Source organism: Scytonema sp. PRP1 (assembly GCF_036697665.2).
Taxonomy (GTDB): Bacteria; Cyanobacteriota; Cyanobacteriia; order Cyanobacteriales; family Nostocaceae; genus Kalymmatonema; species Kalymmatonema gypsitolerans.
This window is the reverse complement of sequence record NZ_JBAHYJ020000107.1, coordinates 1-23,540: the sequence shown is the minus strand read 5'-3', so window position 1 is coordinate 23,540 and position 23,540 is coordinate 1. Positions and strand designations below refer to the sequence as shown.

The 23,540-nt window shown below is 43.2% G+C and carries 17 protein-coding genes; 7 read left to right on the top strand and 10 right to left on the bottom strand.

The features are described 5' to 3' along the window. Positions 1 to 38 precede the first annotated feature (38 nt). From V5G28_RS28565 to V5G28_RS28540, 6 genes are all read left to right on the top strand, one after another. The gene (locus V5G28_RS28565; protein ID WP_336231402.1) at positions 39 to 1,043 is read left to right on the top strand and encodes an aldo/keto reductase; all 1,005 of its coding nucleotides are present in this window, start codon (positions 39 to 41) and stop codon (positions 1,041 to 1,043) included. Positions 1,044 to 1,125: 82 nt separating this feature from the next. Continuing rightward, complete coding sequence (locus V5G28_RS28560; protein WP_332996899.1) at positions 1,126 to 3,129, top strand: RiPP maturation radical SAM C-methyltransferase; 2,004 nt, start codon at positions 1,126 to 1,128, stop codon at positions 3,127 to 3,129. Positions 3,130 to 3,135: 6 nt separating this feature from the next. After that, entirely contained in the window at positions 3,136 to 3,990 is an 855-nt protein-coding gene (locus V5G28_RS28555) for a C1 family peptidase (RefSeq protein ID WP_332996897.1), read from the top strand. Positions 3,991 to 4,065: 75 nt separating this feature from the next. Then, positions 4,066 to 4,374: a hypothetical protein gene (locus V5G28_RS28550; protein WP_332996895.1), complete on the top strand. Its 309-nt coding sequence runs from the start codon at positions 4,066 to 4,068 to the stop codon at positions 4,372 to 4,374. A 62-nt stretch (positions 4,375 to 4,436) separates the two neighbouring features. Further along, positions 4,437 to 5,453 carry a hypothetical protein gene (locus V5G28_RS28545; RefSeq protein ID WP_332996893.1) on the top strand — a complete coding sequence of 339 codons (1,017 nt, stop codon included), beginning with the start codon at positions 4,437 to 4,439 and terminating at the stop codon, positions 5,451 to 5,453. A gap of 198 nt (positions 5,454 to 5,651) precedes the next feature. Next, the gene (locus tag V5G28_RS28540; RefSeq protein ID WP_332996891.1) at positions 5,652 to 6,281 is read left to right on the top strand and encodes a hypothetical protein; all 630 of its coding nucleotides are present in this window, start codon (positions 5,652 to 5,654) and stop codon (positions 6,279 to 6,281) included. Between the two features lie 311 nt (positions 6,282 to 6,592). Here V5G28_RS28540 and V5G28_RS28535 read toward each other — a convergent pair whose 3' ends face one another. From V5G28_RS28535 to V5G28_RS28490, 10 genes are all read right to left on the bottom strand, one after another. Then, positions 6,593 to 10,093, bottom strand: coding sequence for a two-partner secretion domain-containing protein (locus V5G28_RS28535; protein WP_332996889.1), 3,501 nt, complete (start codon positions 10,091 to 10,093; stop codon positions 6,593 to 6,595). Positions 10,094 to 10,110: 17 nt separating this feature from the next. Then, a complete protein-coding gene (locus tag V5G28_RS28530) occupies positions 10,111 to 10,740 on the bottom strand; it encodes a response regulator transcription factor (protein ID WP_336231401.1) in 630 nt (209 codons plus the stop codon). A gap of 8 nt (positions 10,741 to 10,748) precedes the next feature. Next, positions 10,749 to 12,653, bottom strand: a complete 1,905-nt coding sequence (locus tag V5G28_RS28525; protein ID WP_336231400.1) for a PAS domain S-box protein — start codon at positions 12,651 to 12,653, stop codon at positions 10,749 to 10,751. Between the two features lie 9 nt (positions 12,654 to 12,662). Then, positions 12,663 to 13,061 carry a response regulator gene (locus V5G28_RS28520; protein ID WP_332996885.1) on the bottom strand — a complete coding sequence of 133 codons (399 nt, stop codon included), beginning with the start codon at positions 13,059 to 13,061 and terminating at the stop codon, positions 12,663 to 12,665. Next, a complete protein-coding gene (locus tag V5G28_RS28515) occupies positions 13,054 to 14,718 on the bottom strand; it encodes a hybrid sensor histidine kinase/response regulator (RefSeq protein WP_332996884.1) in 1,665 nt (554 codons plus the stop codon). Before V5G28_RS28515 ends, V5G28_RS28520 begins: the two co-directional genes overlap by 8 nt. Further along, on the bottom strand, positions 14,719 to 19,779 hold the full coding sequence (locus V5G28_RS28510; RefSeq protein ID WP_442994301.1) for an ATP-binding response regulator: 5,061 nt from the start codon (positions 19,777 to 19,779) through the stop codon (positions 14,719 to 14,721). 75 nt (positions 19,780 to 19,854) lie between these two features. Continuing rightward, positions 19,855 to 20,337 (bottom strand): serine/threonine protein kinase, encoded by a 483-nt coding sequence (locus V5G28_RS28505; protein ID WP_336231398.1) that lies wholly within the window; start codon positions 20,335 to 20,337, stop codon positions 19,855 to 19,857. Then, positions 20,327 to 20,434 carry a protein kinase domain-containing protein gene (locus V5G28_RS28500; protein ID WP_336231397.1) on the bottom strand — a complete coding sequence of 36 codons (108 nt, stop codon included), beginning with the start codon at positions 20,432 to 20,434 and terminating at the stop codon, positions 20,327 to 20,329. The genes V5G28_RS28505 and V5G28_RS28500 overlap by 11 nt, the downstream gene beginning before the upstream one ends. Next, positions 20,431 to 20,793, bottom strand: coding sequence for a protein kinase domain-containing protein (locus tag V5G28_RS28495; RefSeq protein ID WP_336231396.1), 363 nt, complete (start codon positions 20,791 to 20,793; stop codon positions 20,431 to 20,433). The genes V5G28_RS28500 and V5G28_RS28495 overlap by 4 nt, the downstream gene beginning before the upstream one ends. Before the next feature lie 366 nt (positions 20,794 to 21,159). Beyond that, a complete protein-coding gene (locus tag V5G28_RS28490; protein WP_332996874.1) occupies positions 21,160 to 21,858 on the bottom strand; it encodes a sensor histidine kinase in 699 nt (232 codons plus the stop codon). Positions 21,859 to 22,351: 493 nt separating this feature from the next. Between V5G28_RS28490 and V5G28_RS28485 the strand changes: the two genes are divergently transcribed. Next, positions 22,352 to 23,490 (top strand): IS630 family transposase gene (locus V5G28_RS28485; protein WP_332996872.1). Its coding sequence is split into 2 segments (ribosomal slippage): positions 22,352 to 22,784 and positions 22,784 to 23,490, totalling 1,140 coding nucleotides; the frame shifts between segments, so codons are not numbered across the junction. Positions 23,491 to 23,540: the final 50 nt, after the last annotated feature.

Genomic DNA, 23,540 nt, shown 5'->3' with positions numbered 1-23,540 from the left:
GTTTACCAATTGCTGCTACTGTACCTCATAAACTCCGAATGTGCTGTATGAAATCAATAATTCTACCAACTCCAGTCGGTCATACAACTGATAAATTTCCAGAATCTGAGATGCCATTCTATCGCAAACTTGGGCGGACTGATTTAACAGTGAGTTGTCTTGGTTTGGGTGGGGGAGGTGGCGTTTCGAGTGCAGATACTCTTTACGCTTTTGAGCAGGGAATTAACTACTTTTTCTATTCCAGTGATTTGCACCACTTTATGTACAGTTCGATGTCTGATGCACTGCGTCAATTATGCGGACGGGCTTCTTCAGTGCGCGAGCAAGTGGTGCTGGCAACTGTGACTTACATCAAAAGTCCAAAGGCGGCGATCGCTGCTTTACTCGATCAGTTTATGGAACTAGGAATTGATTATATTGATGTGTTTTTTTGGGGTTGGATAGATGCTAATGACGGACAAATTTTACAGGATTGTTTACAACTTTCTCCTGATTTAAAAAGCAGTCATTCCTTCTATAAACACGCCATAGAAGAAATGGTTGGAACGTCAGAACGCTTAAAAGAAATGGGATTAGTCCGCTACATTGGTGCATCTTTCCATGATATTAATCTAGCTAGCCAATGGTTAAATAGTCCACTTTTAGATGTCGTGATGGTCAGACACAATGCGGGTCATCGTTATGCCCAAAGTCAAATTTTTCATCAACTGAATCCTCAAGACTTGCAGCGACCCGGAATTGTCACATTTAAGTCCACTAGTTATCATTCTGGTAGACTTTGGGAGATTCCTACTGGTTTGCCAACGGGATGTTGGCAACCAAAAGCACCTGATTTCTATCGCTATTCTTTGAGCCAAAACTGTGTAGATGTTTGCTTAACGGGGTTGCGAAGTCGCGAAGAAATTGATGTGGCGATCGCCGGTGTCAAACAAGGCAAACTAACCCCAGAAGAAATCGACTATCTCAACCTTTATGGAGACTTACACCAAAACCGTTTGGACATCCAAGCAATTTCACCAGAAAGATTGCTGTACCGTGCTTAATTTGACACATAAAATTACAATTTTGTCAATATATAAATTTTAATTTCAACACTTTACAAATCTCATTGCAAAGCGGAAAGCCATGACTGATATTTGCCTAGTATTAATGCCTTACGCTGCCGTTCAACGACCCTCAATTGGGCTGGGATTGCTAAAAGCAAGCCTTGAGCAAAACAAGATCCAATCGACAGTCGTTTACCCAAATATTTGGTTTGCAGAAGAAATTGGTCTCGACGTGTACACTGCACTTAGCAACATCCTCTTTATGAATTTCGTGGGTGAGTGGACATTTTCTGGGGCAGCATTTCCAGATTTTCAGCCTGACCATTCAGAATATCTGGGCATAGTTCTAGAAAAAGGCGGCTATCTCACAGACTTTCTTGGCGCAGATCCGAAGGAGATGCTTTTGGGGGTTCGTGAGAAAGCAGCGTCATTCATTGACCGTGTGGCTCAGTCCGTTCTGAATTTACAACCCCGGATTGTCGGCTGCAGCTCTACATTTGAACAGCACTGCGCTTCACTGGCTCTCCTAAAGCGCATCCGAGATCTGGAACCAAATATTATCACACTCATGGGCGGTGCTAACTGCGAAGAAGTGATGGGTATAACGACTCACCGAGAGTTTCCTTGGGTGGACTTTGTTGTGTCAGGTGAAGGAGACGACCTGTTGCCCGACTTGTGCCGTAAAATTCTGGATTATGGTCGTGATGTTGACCCTAAAAAGTTGCCTTACGGCGTCATCAGTCCAGCTCATCGTCATTCGGGTGCAGTCGTAGTGCAAGCGCCGAGAGCTTCCGTACAGAATTTGGATCGAGTGCCGATTCCTGATTATGACGATTACTTTGAAACGCTGCGCACTTCCCAGATTGCTCCTTATATTCAGCCTGGGCTTCTCGTTGAAACTGCTCGTGGCTGTTGGTGGGGACAGAAACATCATTGTACGTTCTGCGGTCTTAATGGCAGCGGTATGAGCTATCGGTCGAAATCCCCACAGCGGGTTGTTCAAGAGTTCACCCATTTGTCCGAGCGGTACGGCGTACGAAAGATTGAAGTCGTTGATAATATCCTAGATATGTCCTATATCAATACGGTTCTTCCTATCCTTGCAGCAGCAAATGAACCGTACAAAATCTTTTACGAAACAAAAGCGAATTTGAAGCGTGAACATATGCAACAGCTCGCTGATGCAGGTGTTTTCTGGATTCAACCAGGTATTGAGAATATGCATGACGCTGCTTTAAAGTTACTTAACAAAGGCAACACAGGTTGGATGAATGTTCAGTTACTGAAATGGGCGAGGGAATACGGAATCACTGTAGCCTGGAATTTTATTACAAATATGCCAGGAGAAAGAGACGAGTGGTACAGCGAGATAGGTGAATGGCTTCCTTTGATTGCTCATCTGGAGCCACCTGAGTCTATTTACCAAATACGGTACGATCGCTTTAGCCCGTATCATCAGCAGCCAGCCAATTGGGGACTGACGCTCTTGCCTAACGAGATGTATAAATACATCTATCCTTTCTCGCAAGAGGTGCTTGCTGATCTTGTATACTTTTTTGAGGATACTAATGACTTAGTCCGTCAGAAAAGTGATTCGACAAGCGTCAGATTAGATCGTCCAGGGCTAGAAAAACTCAAAGCCTGTCTAAGAGAATGGCTTCAATCCTGGCAATACAGGTTTTCCAAACCAAATGATTTACCTATGTTAAGTATGAGCGATGATGGCGATCGCATTGCTATCACTGACACTAGACCTTGTGCAGTTGAGCGTCTGCACAGCCTGGAAGGGTTGGCATATTGGGTGTATAAAGTCTGCGATCGCGCTTTGACACATCGGGAGCTAGTAACAGCACTGCGAACGCAGCCCGGGCTGGACATTTCCTGGCAAGATATTGAACCGATTACGCATGAACTTCAAGAACGTAAGATTTTGCTAGAACTTAGTGGTCGGTTGTTGAGTTTGGCTATTAACGAACCCTACTCACCTCTGCCAAAGACATCAGAATCTCCTGGAGGATATATCGACATCGGTGGGTTTCGTCGTAGCAAACAAGCCACAAGGAAGACTTTTGTCACAAGGTAAAAACCAATGAGCGATATTCAACTACCACAACAAGCAAAAGGTACGGGTTGGATAGCCGACCCTGTTGACACACGAGATAAAGTCAAACTTTTAGATACATCCGCTGGTCTACCAACATCTGTAGATTTGAGAGAATGGTGTCCTCCAATCGAGGACCAGGGCAATATCAATTCATGTACGGCACATGCAGCTATCACATTAGTGGAGTACTATGAGAAAAAGGCTTTTAGCAGATACTTAGATACCTCTAGGCTTTTTCTCTACAAAGTGACAAGGAACTTGCTGCACTATGTAGAAGACAAAGGGGCAAATCCCAGAACAACAATGAAAGCTTTGGCACTCTTCGGTGTGCCACCAGAAGAATACTGGGCTTATGATCAAACAAAGCTTTATGAGGAACCTCCTGCATTTTGCTACGCTCTTGCTGAAGACTATAAAGCGCTGGAATATTATCGCATTGATGCCAAAGGCATATCCAGAGATGTGGTTTTACAGCAAGTTAAGGCAAATTTAGCGGTTAGTCGTCCTCTGATGTTTGGAACTATCCTTCATGCTAGCTCTATTCAACAGGCTACAAAAACTGGAAGGATACCTTTTCCCAGCGATTCGGATACTCATTGGGCTGGTCATACCATAGCAGCAGTCGGATATGATGATAACATCAAAATTAAGAATACAGACGCAACAGGTGTAGAAACAACAGGAGCAATTCTCATCAAAAATTCCTGGGGTTCTGGATGGGGTGAAAATGGGTATGGCTGGCTTCCTTATGAATACGTATTACAACCCCTCACAAATGATTGGTGGACAATTATAAAACAGGATTGGTTAGATTCAGGAGAATTTGAAGCCAAACAATAATGATGTCGCAGGGAAATTAGAGGTTCACTCATTTTTCCCAATACACATACATAATCAGAAATTGAGGAAATTATTATGAACACTTCAAACCAACAACCAAATCAATCAATTTTCTCCGAAAATACAGCTAAAACTATCTTTACAAGTAGAACTTTTTGGGGAGCCATATTATCAGCAGTTGCAGCCTTAGTACCACTTGGTGTAGATAGTCTCAAAGCCCACAAAATTACTATTGAGGACGCTGGGCAAGCAGTGCTAATTCTATGTGGTGTAGGAACTGCAATCATCGGACGTGTCGAAGCTAAAGACCGAGTTTACACGCCTAGTTTTTTACCTGGTCCAAATAAGTCAGACTTTGAAACACAAGTTTCACCTACAAAGTAGACAATTTTTATCTAACATTATTCTCATTTTGCCACACAGAACATGAAAATTATTTTTCGTCAATGTTGAATTCCTACAGTAGGCTACTTGAAACTACTCTAAAACAGTATCAAATTGGCTGTGCCAAGCCTATCGAACTCGGTTCTAGCGATTTATTCCACCAGATACTCCAAACACAAATAAAAAGCCGTTTGTCACTTACAGAGCAGGCTTTAATAAGTCAAGGGGGGAATACTCGCGACCAAGCTGTGATTGCAGCTCGTCGTGGACAATTTGCAACTGCTCAACAGCTTTTTGCAGAAGCACACGCACCCTTGGAGTCGAATTTACTTTCTCGTGAAGCTAGGCTATTGTATGAATCTTTTCTAGAACAATCAGAATCCTACCTCGACTATCGCCTTGAAAATTTTGACCAAGTTCGCATTAGAATTGATAATGCTTTAGCAATTGACACCATTTTAGAGGAAGAATACGGGTACGGAATTCTTCATATACACCGCATTCAGTTATTACATAATATTGTGCGTACTTATGCACGACAAATGTGGTTAGATTGCGCTGTTGAACTGGCTTCTCAATTGCTAGCTTACCTTCAAGGAGTATTAGAGGAGTTGCCTTTTTCAGGCTCATGGAGTTCTGAGCAGATTGCACGTCAATCTCCAGAAGTTGTCGCAGCGACGTTCACACAAATAAGTTGCGAAATTGCTATTATCTTAGCTGGAAAAAAGCGCCAGATTGCTCGTTATCTGTTGACAATTGCTCATTATTATGTGCAGTTACAAGCCAATAGTAAGTCTCAAGATGACCAACAAGCATACGCCTGGTTCATAATCAAGCAAGCATTTGTAGATAACAATATCGCTACTTTTTTGGAAAAAGCATCTCAGTTTCTTGCTCTAGGACGCACTCAGACTTTCTTACTTTGGTACGCAATTGTTGTAGATATTGTCACACTATGTGATGAAATCAAGCTTCCAGAAGCTAAGTTATTGCGACAAAAGATTACCAAAGATGCGGTGAAATGGGAGTACCTTCCTCAACGGTTTCTTCCTTTAATGACTTTAAAAAGTGCGAAGTAATTGTTCATATTTGAACACTAATTTTTTACCCAAAACCAGCACTAATAAAAACAGAGGACTGCTATATGCCAATTGTTCACAAAAAGCACAACATTTTGGATACAAACTTACTTTTTGTCATTGTGAATACAGATGGAGTCTAACTAAACAGTTGAATTAGTCTCTTTTGAAATTAAAAACTTAACGGAGGGAAAAAAAATGACTGTAACAACCAGAAAACCCAGCCCAGTAGATTTATATGAACAATATCGTCCTCAGATGAAACCTGGTGATGTTATTGCCTTTAGCGGTCGTGCTGGCTTTTCTACTATGATTAAGCTGTTAACAAATTCAGAGTATTCTCATGTAGGAATAGTTTTAAACGATAAGTCTCTTCTACTTGGAGAAATGGTATTACTCATTGAGTCAACAACTGAAATCCAACTTTCAGACGCGGATGGTCGTCAAGCCATCAAAGGCGTACAACTACATTTTCTCTCGCAACGGTTATCAATGTATGATGGTTCAGCTTTTTGGGTTCCACTCAAAAATCCTATCCCACAAGCACAATTGGATCAAATGCTGACTTGGGCAAGGAACATTTATGCCGAAAAAGTGCCTTACGCTTACACACAAGTCTGCGGTATTCCTCTGCTTAAGATTGAAGATGCTTGTGGGATGGAGACAAAGCCAGATTACGATGCCTTTTTCTGTTCTGAACTCGTGACAAAAACGCTGCAAGTAGCTGGTGTTTTGGATACTTCTATTGATCCTGCTACTCAAACCCCTTCTGATGTTGTCAATTTCAGTTGCTTTGACAAACCTGTGCAAATTAAAGAGGTTGGGTGAAACCATGACACCCACAGAGCTTCCTTCACTCGCGTGTACATATGAAGCACTGTACAGAACTTTAGGAAAGGCATACATAGGTGAATTCTCAATTACTCTTGCTTATTGACCAATACCCTTGGTGATATAGCAGGGGACGCTTGGACTGGGGACTGGGTGAAAAGTCTTTTTGTGTCTAGGTTTTATCATCTGTTGATGTCCTAACCACCTTGGCTGTTGCTATAAGACTAGAATTCTTATCAGGAACACAATGTAGAGACGCTTCAAACAGCGCGTCTCTACTCATGTGATTTTTGACATATCGACCTTATTTAGTACCTACCAATGCATTTAACTGCCAAATTCAACGGATACTGCACCGTACGTTCAGGTGTGGTAGCAACCAGGATGATTTCTCCACTGGCAGTTTTCTGCCATCCGGTTGCTTCAATGATTGGGGTGTAGGATTTGGGGTTTGGGGTGTGAGTGTTTCGGGCTTCGGCCGTGAGCCTCTGCCGAACGATGCGGGGTGTGGGCAGCTGTGGGGTTTGCTGAGGAACTGTTAGTCTACGTCGGTCTTGCCACTCGGCATCATCGTCTAATTCCTGTTCAGGAGTAGGAGGTAAACCACCCCGACCAGTGATAATGAATGAGTTGCCCTCGTTAGCGGGACAGCCAGCCGCAATCAACCGCGACGGATCTACAAATTCAGTCGGTAATTCAACTAAACCAGAAGTCGGGTCAATTCCTGCTGTGGTGACATTGATTGTGCCACTTAAGGCAGAGTTCGCTCCCGTGGCAGTGATATCACTTAAGGAGGTCGGTTGAAAACGCGGTTGAATGCCAAAAATCGAATAGGCATTGATACTGACATTACCGCCACGAAAATCCTCTGAGTTGGCGCTGATATTGCTATCTTCACTCTTGCCAGCAACCAGAAATCGGCTATCAATCTCAATATTGCCACCGGGAATGTTGTTTCCTGTGGCGTTGGTTGTGATGTTACTACCGTTTCGCAACAGAATCAGGGGCGATCGCAAATTTATATTGCCCCCACCGCCCGTCGTGTCTGCCCGAATTCTGCCCTGGTTGTCGAGATAGATTTGATTGGCATCCACTTCCAGGTTGCCGGCATTGCCTGTACCTGAACTGCTGACTGTCACTTCTGCCCCGTTTTGGATGTTGAGGGTGCCTGTGCGAAGATTTAAGTTGCCGCCATTGCCACTGCTACCTGTCCCGGCGGCAATAATCGAACCATTCCCGGTGAGAGTAACGGATTCTGGAGCAGTAATTGTTAGCTGTCCCCCATGACCACTGCCCCTTGTCGAAGCCGAGATTTGTGCGCCGTCTTGCAGGTTCACCCGCACACTTTGCCCGTTTCCACGCGCTTGAATCGTCAAGTTACCTGCACTTCCAGAACTGGTGGTTTGAGCAAATAGACCGCTGGTTCCCCCTGACAACTGTAGCTCTGGCGTGTTCACGGTGATGTTGCCCGCGTCTCCCTCGCCAGCCGTGGAAGCGGAGAGCTTTGCACCGTTGCCCAGGGAGAGCGATCGCGCCTCAATGTTAATATCGCCGCCCCTGCCTACTCCCCTTTGCTCAAGCGTGCTGATGGCATCTCCGCCATCAAACTCGACGGCATCGCTCGCCTGAATTTGGATATTCCCTGCCCTGCCTTGCCCCTGTGCATTCGTGTTGATTGTGCCAGAGTCAGAAACAGAGAGTGAGCCTGTGGTAATGGTTACGTCCCCTCCGTTTCCCACCGCTCGTGGCCTAACTGAGGTAGTCACCCCACTAGGGAAGTTAATAACTTCACCGTCGTAGGCGGTATAACTAGGAGCTGTTCCACTAATGTGTACATCGCGAGCATTAATGGTGACGCGACCGGCATTTCCCTGCCCCAAGGTGGAGGTATTCACGGCACCCCCGTTGGTTAGAGACAGCGAGCTAGTGGTAATCGTCACATTTCCGCCTTGACCTACACCGATTGGTGCCACTCGTGTAAAGATAGTGCTGGGGCTATAGGTGCTAAGGGTGGGGGACGTACCGTCTAGGGAAACGCGATCACGGGCATTGATACTCACGCTGCCGGCATTTCCCTGTCCGAAAGTGTCGGAATACAGGCTAGAGCCATTGGTGAGAGAAAGCGATCCTGTAGTGATGTTGGTACCGCCAGTGTTACCGATGCCATTTGGAAATACGAGATTGTATACACCACTGTCATCTAAAGAAATGGTATTGTAGGCATTAATGTTTACACTGCCTGCATTTCCCTGTCCATTCGTGTAGGAAAGCAGTCCAGCGCGACTGAGAGAAACGGTATCGCGGGCATTAATGTTCACACTGCCTGCATTTCCCTGTCCACCCGTAAAGGAAGTCAGTCTACCGTTATTGGTCAGAGAAAGCGAGTCGGTGGTGATGTTGATATCGCCAGTGTTACCGACGCCAGTTAGGTTCACGGTACTGGATACATAACTGCCATCAACAGAGACGGTATCGCGGGCATTAATATTTACACTGCCTGTATTTCCCTGTCCATTCGTGTAGGAATGCAGGATAAAGCCATTGGTGAGCGAAAGCGATCCGGTGGTGATGTTGATATCGCCAGCGTTACCGACGCCAGTTGGTTGCACGGTATTGTATACAAAAGCGCGATCCAAAGAGACGCGATCGCCCGCACTTAGATTGACGCTACCGAGAGTTCCCACTCCAGATAACAAGTTGTCCAAGAGGCTCTGGCTCATTGTGATAGAGCCAGTTGCATTCAGATCAATATCTCCAGTTTGCGTATCGGGTAATCGCAAATCGCTCTTAATTCCAATATAAAGTACACTTTTGGAGATATCAATGTTTTGGGCAAGGATTCTAATACTGCCACTGGCTCCTTTAACGTCAATGCCACTACCATTCTTTAAGGAGACATCTGCTCTTGGCACTCTATCGGGTATCGTCAGTTGCCAATCAGGGCTAGCTGTCGATAAACCAACGGTTCCTACCCCACCTACAGCCCCTAACTCGACATAGCTTCCCGGACTAATTAACCATCCACCATCTGGTTGAACCTCTTGTCTGCCAGGGTAGAGGAAAAAAGCTAATAGGGGTCGTCCAGGGGGGCTTGTGGGAATAAATGGTTCTCCACTATCTAGTTGAATCGGTCCGCCAACGAGCAATAGGTTTTGCCCAGGGGGAACGTGTAAACCCGTGGCGTTAAAACTAGATGAATTGAAAACCATCTCGTTAAAACGAGATTGAATGGTTATTGGCTGTGGCGTGAGTTGGTTAAAGAAGAGAGCATTGGGATTCACGGTGAGCAATTGACTAGGCAACGGCTGAGTTGCATCGCTGCTGAACACCTCGCCGTTGGGAAAGCCTAGAGCATTAGCCGTCGTGGCAACAAACGAACCCCCGATGTTGAGTGAGGCAGAAGGACCAAACAAAATGCCATTGGGATTGAGCAAAAACAGATTCGCCGTACCGTTTGCTCGGATTAAGCCATCAATATTAGAAATTGACGTACCTGTGACTCGTGTCAGAATGTTCTGCACATCTGCTGCATTGTTGAAGAAGGCACTACCGCCCGTCGGCACCGAGAACGATTGGAAGCTGTGGAACAGATTGCCACCCCGCCTTGCCCCGCCATCAATCTGGAAGTTGGGATTGCCTGTGACTTGCGTTTGCTCTGCTGTCGGCAGTGTGTTATCGGGAACGACTTGAGCTGCGATCGGTTGAGTACACATCAGCACACTCAGAGCGCTGCCAATTAAAAACCATGATTTTAGATGCCACCCGTTCATGAAAGCTGTTTTGCCCTCCGCATCCGCTTTACTTGTCATGTCTGAGTACGACTTGCCTACAAAGTGACAATCCCTCGTCTCGCTGCAACAATCACCGCTTGAGTGCGATCATTGACTCCCAATTTATTTAAAATTCGATTAACATGAGATTTGACCGTGCTTTCACCGATACTTAAAGCAGCAGCAATGTCTAGATTACTCATGCCCTGTGCCATTAAACGAAGTACCTCTAACTCTCGCTCACTCAGTTCTGGATTGCTAAGGCGCTGTACTAGTTTTGCCCCCACGGATGGCGGAATATACTGCTGACCGCAATGAACTGTGCGAATCGCATTTAGAAGCTCGTTGGATCTAGCATCCTTGAGCAAATATCCTTTAGCGCCTGCCTGCAATCCGCCATAGATATCTTCATCACCATCGTAAGTCGTTAGTACAATAATTCGGGCAGATTTAAATTCAGCACAAATAGCAGTAATCGCTTCAACTCCTTTCATCTGCGGCATTCGTAAATCCATTAGCGTTACATCTGGTTGGTATTCACGAAAGCGCTCGATCGCCTGTTGTCCATCTTCTGCTTGAGCAATCACCGTCATTCCTGGATCGCGGTTAATAATGGTTGCCAATCCTTGTCTGACAATGGAATGATCATCAACGATTAAAAGACGAATCGTGGTGGCTTGGCTCATCATTATGCTCATCGATTTACAATCACAACAATTTCTGTTCCCTGTTCAGGCTGGCTCCTTATCATCAATTGCGCTCCAATGCGCTCTGCCCGTTCGCTCATTCCTAGCAATCCAAATCCGCTGCTAGGGATTTTACCGACTCCAAACCCTTGCCCGTTGTCCTTAACACGCAAAATAAACTGTGTATTTTCATACACCAAATCAATACGAATTTCACCAGCATGAGCGTGTTTAACGGCATTAGTCAAAGCTTCCTGTCCCATCCGCAGTAAGTTACTCTCAACTTCGACGGGTAAGGGATAGGCTGTACCCTTAATCTCGTAAATTAGAGCAGTATCCGTAGCGGCTCTCATTTGAGTCACGAGGCAATGAAGGGCACTATGTAAATTGCCCTCCTCCAATAGCTGGGGACGGAGTGCTGCCACTGAGCGACGAGCCTCGCCAAGTCCGATTCGTGCCAATTCATCAATCATTTCCAGATGTGCCTGTGTCGCTTCTAAATCATCCGTTAGCACTTGTGTTGCTGCTTGAATATGCAGTATAATTCCAGTAAAGGATTGCGCTAAAATGTCATGGATTTCCCGTGCCAAGCGGTTGCGTTCTTCCAGAACAGATGCTGCTTCAGCTTGTTTGCGATTGGTAATGTCTTGCCCAATACCGATACTCATACCGTGACTCAGTTGAATACCTGCCCAGGAAGTCTCTACATAGCTACCGTCTTGAGTCCTAATTTTAAAGTCCTGCCATTTCCCAGTGGCTGCGATCGCGTGTTCCACAACCTGCTGGCGACACTCCAGGTCAAAATGAGATTCTGTTAATTGGTCAAGCTTTTCTAATTCTAAATCAGACCAACCCAGGACGCGTTCTAATTCCTGGTTGACTAATTGAATGTGACCTTTTGCATCATAAAGAACCACCATAACAGGGATGTGGTCAAAGATAGTTTGCAAAAGTTCTTTTTGCTGCCGCAGTTCCAAAGTCCGCTCAACGACCTGCTTCTCTAAAGTCTGATTATAATCTGCCAAGACTTTTTCAGCCTGTTTGCGTTCCGTAATATCCTCAACGGCGTCAATAGCATAGGCAATGTTGCCTTTAACATCATAGATAGGTGTTGCCCGAGTCTCTAAAGTGATAATCTTGCCGTTTTTATGGATTTCTATGTCATTAGCTGTTGCATTCTTGCCCCTTAATGCCTGCACGAGAGGCAAGTTCTCTAGAGGATACTCCTGATGAGTGCCTGCTTTATAGACTTGATAAATTTCTGACAATTGCTCGGTAGTAGCATCCCACTTGACTTCTTTGCCAAATATCTTTTTTGCTTTCTGATTAATGTAGTAAGGTTTGCCTTCTGCATCGAACACTCTTACACCCACTGGCATCGCTTCCAAAAACTGTATCAAGCGGCTTTCGTTCTCCTGAAGTTTGGCAATCAGTACAGCTTGTTCGCAAGTTAATTTTGCGAGATCCTGATTCATTTGCTGTAGTTGGGCATTTTGTTGAGCTAACTTTTTATGCTGAAGATAGCTATTCACTGCTTCTTTTACTGTTAATCTCAGATCTTCACTTTCCCAGGGTTTGGCAATGTAACGATATAGTTTGGCATTCTTGATTGCATTAGCCACTGCTTCCAGGCTGGCTTGCCCTGTAAGCATAATTTTCAGGGTTTTGGGCGAAATGGCATGAATACGCTTTAATAATTCATCCCCTTTAATATTAGGCATGAAGTAATCAGCAATGACTAGAGGAACTTCATACTGTTCGTCTAGCAATTCTGATACTAACTGTAGCGCTTCTTCACTGGATTGGGCTGTTTCAATGAGGTATTCATCTCCTAGGGCTTTTTGCAGCTCTACTTCCAGACTATCAAGGATTGTCTGTTCATCATCAACACATATAATGACAAGTTTACTCATAAGGTTTAGTCACTCATTTTGTGCTATGCCAGACTTAATGGTTTCAATGAGTTTCTTACTATTCCAAGGTTTTGCCAAATAAGCATATAAGTTAGCTTGAGTTATAGCTCGTTCAATTGCTTCTTTATTAGCTTGTCCTGTTAACAATATTGTAGTAATATTTGGATATTCTTTATGAATAACGATCAGAAATTCATCTCCCTTGATACCGGGCATTAACCAATCAGAGATAATTACTATGATTTCTATCCCATCCTCTATGAGTTCTTGAAGGAGTTCCAGGGCTTCTTCGGCACTTTCAGCAAATTCATACAGGTAAACATCATTAAAGGCTCTTCGGAGTTCTAGCTCAAGACTCTCTAATACCACTGTCTCATCATCAACACATAAAATCGCTGACTTAGCCATTGCTAGTCTCCTGGTTTAGATTGATGGGCAATGATACGGTAAATGTAGTATTACCAGGCTTCGAGGACACTTCAATTTTTCCTTGATGTTTTGCAACAATATTGTTGACGATATCCAATCCCAAACCACTGCCTTCTCCAGGAGGTTTTGTAGTAAAGAATGGCTCAAAGATTCTCGGCATAATTTCAGGAGGGATACCTTTGCCATTGTCGGTGATGCTAACCAGCAAATTCTCAGCTTGCCGTGTCACATCAATCATTAAGGTTCCCTTGTTATTCATCGCTTGCAGAGCATTGTGGATGAGATTTGTCCAAACTTGGTTGAGTTCATCGGGATAGCAGGGGATTGAGGGCGATTCACCATAGTTTTTAATGACTTCTACCCCATGTTTAATTTGATTATGATAGAGAATTAATACAGTTTCAATTTCCTCAATGATATTTGCCTGTACTTTTGACCCAGAATGGTCATAGCGAGCATAGGTTTTGAGAGCAGATACGATTTTGGTGGCTTTTTCTGTGGCAGCGGTAATGGTTATCGTGCTTCTCTGTACTGTAGCAAATTGATAGGCGGTTTTTAAGATCTTTTCGCTATCTGGGTCCTTTAACAATGGCAAAAAGGGTTGAATATTGTCATACACGCCGATATTTACCAGGGTACTGGCAAGACTCTCGGCATTTTTAATCGACTGCAACTCTAGTTGATGCTGCAAATCTCGTTTAAATTGACGTTTTTCTTTGCTAGATAAGGAGGGGGTTTGTTGGGTTGACTTTTGCAGAAGAGCAAAAAAATCCTGCTGACGTTCTTTTGAGAGTCCCTGGAAAAATTCGGGTAACTGTTTGAGGTTTTCAGTCAAGAATTCGGAAATATTCACCACCGATGAACGAATTGCGCCCACTGGGTTATTCACTTCATGAGCCACCCCAGCGATCAGTTGTCCTAGGGCTGTCATTTTTTCGGATAGAATGATTTGAGCCTGAGTGCGCTGGAGTTCGCTCAAAGCTTGTTCTAACAATTCGGCTTTCGTTTGCAGTGAAGAACGCGATCGCTCCAATTCGGCTTCTGCTTGCAGGCGTTCTGCGATCTCCTGTTGCAGCATTTGATTCGATTGGGCAAGTAGTTGATTAGAATAGGAAATTTCAGCAGTTCTTTCCTCCACCCGTCTTTCTAACTCCAATGTTAGTTTTTTGAGGGCTGACTCCGCGCGATCGCGTTCTTTAATCTCCTGTTCCAAACGCTCATTCTGCTCTTTTAGTCTTTTGGTTATCTGTCGTAGGCTCAAGTGAACCGTGACACGGGCTAAAACCTCTTCAGCATCTATCGGCTTAGTAATGTAATCCACCGCCCCGAAAGTTAAACCTCTGATCTTATCCACCGTTTCAGAAAGCGCAGTCATAAAAATCACAGGGATGTCTTGAGTTGCTGGCGATGCTCTTAAGCGGCGACAAGTTTCAAACCCATCTATTCCAGGCATGAGTACGTCTAAGAGAATAAGATCGGGAAGAGCATATTTGACTTTGTTAAGAGCACTTTCGCCATTTTCAGCTACCAAGACTCTGAAGCCAAAGTCGGATAAAAATTCAAATAGTATTCCTAGACTAGCAGGCGTGTCATCTACTATTAGAATGATGCCTTTTTCGTTGGCTAGTCCACTCATTTAATCCCTCCTATATTGTTTGATAAATTCCTGGAGTTGTAGCTCTTTAAAACCTTTGGCTAATTGACGTAGATGGGAGGCAAATGGTACCCATTTTTCATTCAATTCGAGCTGTTCCGCTCGCTTCACAATACCTCTGAGGTCGCCGATCACTGCTAGCTCAAATAGGGCAGCGATTTCCTCTGGTGGCGGTGCAACTAGAGATTTTGTTTCCAACCTCTCTGTTGCAAGAGAATTAGTCATTTGAGCAGCATTACTTTCTTCATAAATCCATTCCAGTTTCAGGTAAAGCCGTAACTTTTCTAAAAGCTCCTCTAACAGTATGGGTTTAGAGAGAAAATCATTGCAACCTGCCTCAAAACTTTTTTGTTGCTCGAAATCAAAAACGCTGCTCGAGGTAGCAATCACCGCCATATTGAGTTGCATCTCCCGAATTTGACGGGTTACTTCTAAGCCGTTCATTATCGGCATTTTCAAGTCCATCAAAATAATATGAGGTTTCAACTCACGCGCCTTATTTAAACAATCCTGACCATCCGTTGCTGACACAATTTCAAATCCTAAAGGTTGCAGCATACCGACCAGGACTGAGCGATTTTCCCATTTATCGTCTGCTACCAAAACTTTCCGTTTTTCACCTTTGTAACCAATAATTGTACGTTGTTGTCCTTGGTTAACATGAGTCGGTTGCTCAACTTCCGGCAAATCTAACTCAAAGAAGAAAACGCTTCCTTTTCCTAAAGTACTCTTTACCTTCAATTCGCCGCCCATCATCTGAACTAATTGACGGCTAATTGTCAGTCCTAATCCTGTTCCTTCAATTTTGTGACTGTGGTATTCCACCTGATGAAAGGGCAAAAATATTTTTTCTAATTGCTCAGTTGCTATGCCAATGCCTGTATCTTCTACCTGAAATCTCATCTTGCCGTCATAATACCCAACTTTGAAGGTTACTCTGCCGATTTCGGTAAATTTGACGGCATTACCGAGTAAATTAATCAACACTTGTCGCAACCGCTTCTCATCGCCTTGAACACCCATAGGAAGTCGGGAGAGGGGCTCGTAAATCAAGAAAATTCCTTTTTCTTTCGCCCGAATCTGGCAAATTTCAGTAATTTCTTTCAGAAATTCTGGAAAATGAAAATGACTTGGGTAAAGTTCCATTTTCCGGGCTTCAATTTTGGAGAGGTCTAAAATGTCATTAATCAGGTTGAGTAGGTGCCTGCCGCACTGGTAAATAATGTTAAGACTATCTTTATGCGAATCGATTAAACTTTTGTCTCGTTTAAGGATTTGAGTATAACCCAAAATGCCGTTGAGTGGTGTTCTCAATTCATGGTTCATGTTGGCCAAGAATTCGCTCTTGGCACAGTTAGCAGATTGTGCGGTATCTTCGGCTTTCTGCAAATGCAGATTTTTTTCCTGTAATTCCAGCGTTCGCTGTTCTACTTTTGCTTCTAGGGTAGTGTTGGCTGATTCTAAATCGGTATAGAGACGAGCATTTTCAATTGATATTGCCGCTTGAGATGATAAAAGTTTTAAGACTTCTAACCTAGCAGGGGTAAAAGCATTTGTTATCAAATTATTCTCAAAATAGACAACGCCACTCAAATGCCCTTGATTGACAAGTGGTACACACAAAATAGATTTGGTCTGATGCTCTTTAATATAAGGATCAAGTGTAAAATTACCTTCACGAGTTGCATCATTCAAGACTACACTTTCTTTGGTACGGACGACATAGTTGATGACTGATGCAGGTAGACGGTTGTCAATAGGAATTGACTGCAACACCTTTATAATGCTACAGTTACTTATAGTGTCAGAATCCACCTCGGCAGAAGCTTCAATTACCAATTTCCCTGCTTTGTCTAAAATGAGAAAGCCTGTTTGCGCCCCAACATTCTCAATGAGAATCTTCATCAAGGAACTGAGTAACTTATCGAGAAAAATTTCACCAGAAATCGCTTGGGATGCTTTCATGACCGTAGCTAAATCTAAAGCGATGTCTGAGCTACTAGAGGTGGTTCCAGAAGTTGTGTTGATTGGCGTGTGAGCCACGCCCGACGGCTGAGGAAAGAACTGCGGATATCGAGTTTCTAAATCTTTGACCTTCGCAGTTGCTCCCCAGCGATCGTAGCAGTAGTGAGCTTCTTTCATGTAAGTTTGAGCAATCTTTTCTCTACCGCGAGATAGGTAAAATTTGGCAGCTAATTCATAAGTTAATCCTTCTTCTTGGATATATCCATTTTCCCTGGCTCCTTGGATAGCTTGTTCGTACAATTCCTCTGCCTCAAGCAACTGACCCAAAACTCGTGCCGTCTCTGCTTGCATCAAATAATATTTATGCAAATAATTCATTGGCGCATAATGTGCCCACTCTTTCATTTTCTCTTGGCTAAGGGCAACTTTTTTGAGGATTTCCGACTGCGCTTGTGCGCTGCTTTCGGGATACGTTGCAAGTCTTGCCAGGGAATCATAGAGGTAGTACAAAGGAAGAAAAGGTGTCGGTGTAACGCTGCTCCAATAACTTTCTGCTATGACCGAGTTTTCAACTGCCTGAGCATATTCAGAAAATAGATAGCATAGGAAAAGTTTGTTGAAATGTACCAGAAAGATTGCAGTTCCATCATTTACTGCTTTGTGTTGTGGCAGTCTACTCTCCTCATTGTAGAATTCGCCGACTAGACGGCAGGGATTGATTGAGCATTCTATCAAATTTGAGACAGATTGCTGAAATATTTCCTGCCAGGTAAGTACTGCTTCCCGTTTGAGTTGACGGATTGCTTCATTGTATGTTCTAATATTTTCTTGAAGCCCTATGAGTTCCTTTCCGGCTACAAACGATTGAGAGCAGTAAGCTTGAGCGCAATAGGCGGCAAACTCTAAATCTCCAGTTTCTAGCCCACTTTGATAGCCTTCTAAAAATGGCTGCAATATATCTCTAACATGTTCTTTCCAATGCATGATGAAGAGATTTACAAACAGCAATGTCCTAGCTTTGAGTGAATGGGTATTAGGTTGTGATAACAGCCTGAGAGCAAGCTGTCCAAACTCGTAGCCCGGTTTGATGTTTCCTCCCATCCCACAAAGAATTAACCCAAAGGTGGCATATGCACAAGGAGACACAAAAGTATTGCCATACTGAATAGATAAGTTGACCTGTTTAGACGCAAGTAGAGGCATTAAGTTGGGAGCAGCAATTTGGGCGGCAATCGTTATGCCCGATAGAATTTGCATCGCCGCCAACTTCTCTGGCTCGATCATTTGGGGCAAATGGAGCAACTCCCCGATGGGTTTCTCACTCAAGAGTGATGTAATGGCATCTAGTTCAAGAAGAATATCCGCCTGACTGGGCGTTTCGGGAAAACTGATCCCCAGTTGCTGCAAAACTTGTAATGCAGTATTGATTGCTTTCAATGGCTGGCTTTGCGCCATGTAGGTTTGAATTTTTACTTCATAAGCTTTCACTTTGTCTAAAATAGTTTTTGCTTGTTGCAGGACAACCGTTGCCCATTTCTCCATCTCATTGAAGTGACCGCACAGGTACGCTGCTTCTGCGGCTGACTCATGTAAAGCTAAAGTGAGGTCATACTGACGTTGCCAACTATTAAGCGGCAGCAATTCTATTGCTGTAGTTAAATATCTTTTGGCAGCATCATAAGCTGTAGCGGCTTTTGCTTTCTGACCTGCCATCAAATTTAATTTGGCTATTTCATCTCGTTTTTCTTGTTCAGTAACAAGTTTAATGCCAAGATTCAAATGATCGGCTATTTTAAATATCTTGTCTAATAACGTTTCCGGCTTAGTATTATGTAATAGCAAACTACCAATTTGTAAGTGAATTGCTTGGTTTTGCGACTCCTCAACCAAGCCATAAGCGGCTTGTTGTACTCGGTCGTGCAGGAATTTATAATTTGGAATTAATAGGTCTTTATCTAACTCTGATATGGGCGAAATTAACCCTGAAGTAAGTGCCGCTGCTAAGTCTAGGAAAGTTTTTCTAGGCGATTTTTCACCAATAATCGCAAGGGTGTTTAAGTCAAATTTAGCGCCTACACAAGCTGCTAAGCGTAAAACCTGCTGCGTGGCATCTGGCAGTTTTTTCAACTTGCTAATCATCAACTCCACCACATTGTCGGTGATATCTTTTGCTTCAATTTGAACCAGATCCCAATACCATTTTCGACTTTGGAGCGAGCATTTGCGTTTTTCCTCCGTAAACTCTCGGTGAAAACTAACCAGCGACTTGGATTGTCGATTATTCATCTCAAACTCAAGTTGCAAATTCTCAGGGAGGTTAAAGGTAATAAGGTTTTCCGCATAGAGGGTTTTGAGAAACTCATTCACAAAGAAAGGATTACCACCAGTTTTACGCAACAGCAACTCAGCCAAGGGTAAACTCGTGCTAGTGTCACTATATAATGTATCGGCTATTAGGTGACTTATATGCTCTTGTTTTAAAGGTGCTAACGTAATCTGCTTGATATCTACCCCTTTTTGTCTTAACCCCTCAAGAGTCATCATCAATGGATGATTTGGGTTAACTTCATTATCTCGATACGCTCCAATCATAAAAAGGTATTGCGACTCGCTATCCGTCATCATTAACTGAATTAATTTGAGAGTCGCCGAGTCTACCCACTGCAAATCGTCCAGAAAAATGACCAAAGGATGCTCTTTCCTACAGAACACCCTTATAAAGTTTTGAAAGACTATATTAAAACGATTTTGCGACTCGGTTGATCCGACTTCTGGCACGGCTGGCTGTTTGCCGATAATAAGTTCTACTTCAGGAATGACATCAATAATGACTTGACCGTTAACCCCCAAAGCTGCTAATATTTGCTCTTGCCATTGTTGTAGTTGCGCTTCACTTTCACTTAGCAGTTGCCGTACCAATCCAGAAAAGGCACTGACTATAGCACTATAAGGAATATTCCGCTGAAATTGGTCAAATTTCCCGGAAATGAAATAGCCCCGCTTTTGGGTAATGGGCTTATAAATTTCTTGCACTAGTGCTGACTTACCAATACCGGAATAACCTGCCACTAGCATCATTTCGATTCCCGAACTTTGACTTGTCTGCTTGTGTCCTTCTCTCCCACTCTTCCCGGCACACTCGCTCAAATGCACTCAGTAAAGTTTCAACTTCCGCTTCACGTCCATAAAGTTTCTGGGAGATTTGAAACTTGTCAGAAATATCTTGAGTGCCAAGAGGAAATTCTGAATAGTTCCTGATGCTTCTAACTGGCTAAACATTCCGAAATCAGCTTTTATTCCCCAGGCACTTTGGTATCGTTCCTCTGCCTTTTTTGCCATCAATTTCATGACAATACCTGAAACGGCTTTGGGGATCTTTGAATTCCCCTGATGCGGTGGAATGGGGTGTTTGGCAATATGACAATGCACTAACTCCAGCACATCATTCGTCTCAAAAGGCACTTGTCCCGTTAGCAGTTCGTAAAAGGTGACACCGAGAGAGTAAAAGTCCGTGCGATAATCCAGCATTCGGTTCATCCGTCCCGTTTGTTCCGGCGACATGTACGCTAAAGTGCCTTCTAAAACATTGGGATTTTTAAGAGTAGGATTAGTGCGGGTGAGTGGGTCAAATGCCAAAGTCAATGATTTTGAGAATTCCAGTTTCTGGATTGCTGACGATGTTGGCTGGGTTAATGTCTTTATGAATGATATTAGCGGCGTGGATCTGGCTCAAAATTTCTGTGATTTTGAGGGCAATGTCCAGAAATTCTGGTAAGGGCATTGAGTCATACCCGAAGGCAATTCCTTGATCAATTTATGTAAAGACTCGCCGCCAAAATCTTCTAAAACGATCGCCAAAGTTCTTTGATCGTTTTGTTGGCTGTAAGCTTTAATCACTCCTTCGAGATTGAACGAGCGGATAATTTCATATTCCTGTTTGTAGCGAGTAATCTCGGCTGGGGTGGGATAGTCTTCCTTGAGCATCTTGAGGATGACGGCTGTGTTATCCTGTTCTCGAATGCCCCGATAAACAACGGAATTGGCGCTTTCGTAGATTTTGGCAGTAACCGTAATGTGAGGTATGGAAATCATAACTATAGCGGTTCTTGATTGAGTGCAATACAACCTTTTCTTGTGGGATGGGATTGGCGCTCGTCTTAAATTGAGGGGGCCGGATGCCCACCCCACAAAATATGTATTTCATCCAAGTGAGAAGGGCTATAGCATCTCAAATTAATTTTATCGAACAATACCTTACAGCGCTTTTCAAGTAAATAAACTACGGGGTAGGGGCTGTTCTGTGCCGTGCCCCTACGAAAATTTGTGGTTCAATTAACTGAAAATAGCTGTAAAAAAAACAGGGATTGATACACATTGCAGGATTTTTATTTTTATCAATATTTTTATCAATTTTATTTTTATCAAGAACTTAAGTGCTAGCTCTATGTCTCTAAAACCCTATATACATACAGGCAAGGACACAGTAAATCTGGTTTCACCGACTCTCGACTCCACCGAAATTTTTCCTTGATGTTTTTCCATAATTCTCTTAACAATATTTAATCCTAAGCCACTACCTTCACCAGCAGGTTTAGTGGTAAAGAATGGCTCAAAGATTTTTGGTATAATTTCAGCAGGTATACCCTCACCATTAACGGTAATGCTAACCAGTACATAAAGCTCTTGCCGCGTCACATCAATCTTCAAGATTCCCTTGTAGTCCATTGCTTGCAAGGCATTGTGAATTAAATTTACCCAAACTTGATTTAGCTCATCAGGATAGCACAAAATCGGGGGTACTTCACTATAGTTTCTAATCACTTTTACGCCGTGTTTTAGTTGGTTGTGATAGAGGGTTAGTACAGTCTCAATTCCCTCAGTGATATTTACTTGTACTTTTTCTCCAGAATGGTCGTAATGAGCATAGGTTTTCAAGGCAAACACGACTTTTGCGGCACGATCTGTTGTGGTAGTAATGGTTTTGGTGCTTTTCCAAACGCTAGCAAAATCATAAGTGATTTTCAAAAACTTTTGGACATCTGGAGCTTTTAACAATGGCAAAAAGGGTTGAATATCATCGCACGCGCCGAGATTTACCAGGGTACTGGCAAGGCTATCCGCATTGTCAATTGACTGGGACTCTAGTTGACGCTGCAACTCTCGTTTAAATTGACGTTTTTCTTTACTAGATAAGGAAGCCGTTTGTTGAGTTGATTTTTGCAGTAGAGCAAAGAAATCCTGCTGGCGCTGTTTTGTGAGCTGTTGGAAAAATGTGGGTAACGCCCGTGAGTAGCATTGGAACAGGAATGTACGCGCTTGCCCAAGATGCTTACTGTACTTGAGTTGTAGCCTGAGCCTTTAAAGGTGTCTATTCCTGTGATAACAATCTTTATCACAGGAAAAATGCGCTCAAAGCCTGAACAAACGGTGACAATGAGGCGTTGAAGAAGGTAGAAATTTTATTGTTATCACAGGAATTAGTCGTTAGCGTACATTTTGGTTCCAATGCTACTCGCACGCAAAGTGTATCCGCACTGCGGAGGAAAGCACTTCGCGCCTAATATCTGGAGTTTAGACTAGTAGGTCATCAAGTTTGTTTTGAGGAATAAAAAAGATGTAATGTGAAGGAGAAGGATGAGAAAGAGAAAGAGTGCCGAAAAAGAAATATATCGTATCTCTGACATCGTCAGAAAGAAATTTCCTAGAACAATTGACCAAAAAAGGAAAAATTGCAGCATATAAGATGAATCATGCCAGAATACTGCTAAAAGCAGATATTAATCATGAAGTTGGGGGATGGACAGATAGTCAGATTAGTGAGCCATTAGATATTGGTCATGCCACGATAGAGAGAGTAAGACAAAGATTTGTCGAAGAAGGGATGGAATCAGCCTTAAGCCGGCGAGAGCAAAAAAAACGTCGTTCCCAAATAATTGATGGAGAAAAAGAAGCCTATCTAATTGCGATAGCTTGTAGTAAAGCCCCAACAGGAAAGAGCAATTGGACACTTCAAATGCTTGCAGATAAAATGGTAGAACTCAACTATGTTGAACAAGTATCTATTGAAACTATCAGAAAAACATTAAAAAAAACGAACTGAAACCCTGGCTCGATGAATCTTGGGTAATTCCACCGGAAGCAAACGCAGAATTTGTTTGCTGTATGGAAGATATTTTAGATGTTTACAAGCGTCCTTATGACGAAAAAAATCCTTGGATTTGTTTTGATGAAAGTTGTAAACAGTTAGTTAAAGAAACTCAGAACCCCATTTCTCCAGAACCAGGACAGTTAGAACGTTATGACTATCAATACGAAAGGAATGGAGTTGCTAATCTGTTTATATTTTTCGAGCCATTAACAGGTTGGAGACACGTTGAAGTTACTGACCAAAGAACCGCTATTGACTATGCTCATCAAATGAAATATTTGGTGGATGAGCGTTACCCCCAAGCGGACAAAATTGGGGTAATACAAGACCAACTAAATACTCACGTTAAAGCATCTTTGTATAAAGCTTTTGAACCAGAAGAAGCCAAACGTATTTTAGACAAATTGGAATTTCACTACACTCCTAAACACGGCAGTTGGCTGAATATGGCAGAAATTGAGTTTAGTGTTTTGAATCATCAGTGTCTTGATCGTCGCCTTCCTGACCAAGATACTCTCAAACTGGAAATTGCTGCTTGGTCAGAACAGAGAAATCAAAAATCCCATTCTGTTAATTGGCGATTTACCACAGCAGATGCTCGCATCAAATTGAAGCGACTTTATCCCTCAATTCAAACTTGATGACCTACTAGTACCCGGTGCGAAACTGCAAACCATTACGGCGATTGATA

Bases quoted from the DNA above. Each gene is read 5' to 3' on its own strand.
- V5G28_RS28530 (WP_336231401.1), bottom strand. From the start codon at position 10,740: ATGAGCCAAGCCACCACGATTCGTCTTTTAATCGTTGATGATCATTCC.
- V5G28_RS28565 (WP_336231402.1), top strand. From the start codon at position 39: ATGTGCTGTATGAAATCAATAATTCTACCAACTCCAGTCGGTCATACA.
- V5G28_RS28520 (WP_332996885.1), bottom strand. From the start codon at position 13,061: ATGGCTAAGTCAGCGATTTTATGTGTTGATGATGAGACAGTGGTATTA.
- V5G28_RS28555 (WP_332996897.1), top strand. From the start codon at position 3,136: ATGAGCGATATTCAACTACCACAACAAGCAAAAGGTACGGGTTGGATA.
- V5G28_RS28535 (WP_332996889.1), bottom strand. From the start codon at position 10,093: ATGACAAGTAAAGCGGATGCGGAGGGCAAAACAGCTTTCATGAACGGG.
- V5G28_RS28525 (WP_336231400.1), bottom strand. From the start codon at position 12,653: ATGAGTAAACTTGTCATTATATGTGTTGATGATGAACAGACAATCCTT.
- V5G28_RS28495 (WP_336231396.1), bottom strand. From the start codon at position 20,793: ATGATTTCCATACCTCACATTACGGTTACTGCCAAAATCTACGAAAGC.
- V5G28_RS28515 (WP_332996884.1), bottom strand. From the start codon at position 14,718: ATGAGTGGACTAGCCAACGAAAAAGGCATCATTCTAATAGTAGATGAC.
- V5G28_RS28540 (WP_332996891.1), top strand. From the start codon at position 5,652: ATGACTGTAACAACCAGAAAACCCAGCCCAGTAGATTTATATGAACAA.
- V5G28_RS28560 (WP_332996899.1), top strand. From the start codon at position 1,126: ATGACTGATATTTGCCTAGTATTAATGCCTTACGCTGCCGTTCAACGA.
- V5G28_RS28510 (WP_442994301.1), bottom strand. From the start codon at position 19,779: ATGATGCTAGTGGCAGGTTATTCCGGTATTGGTAAGTCAGCACTAGTG.
- V5G28_RS28550 (WP_332996895.1), top strand. From the start codon at position 4,066: ATGAACACTTCAAACCAACAACCAAATCAATCAATTTTCTCCGAAAAT.
- V5G28_RS28545 (WP_332996893.1), top strand. From the start codon at position 4,437: ATGTTGAATTCCTACAGTAGGCTACTTGAAACTACTCTAAAACAGTAT.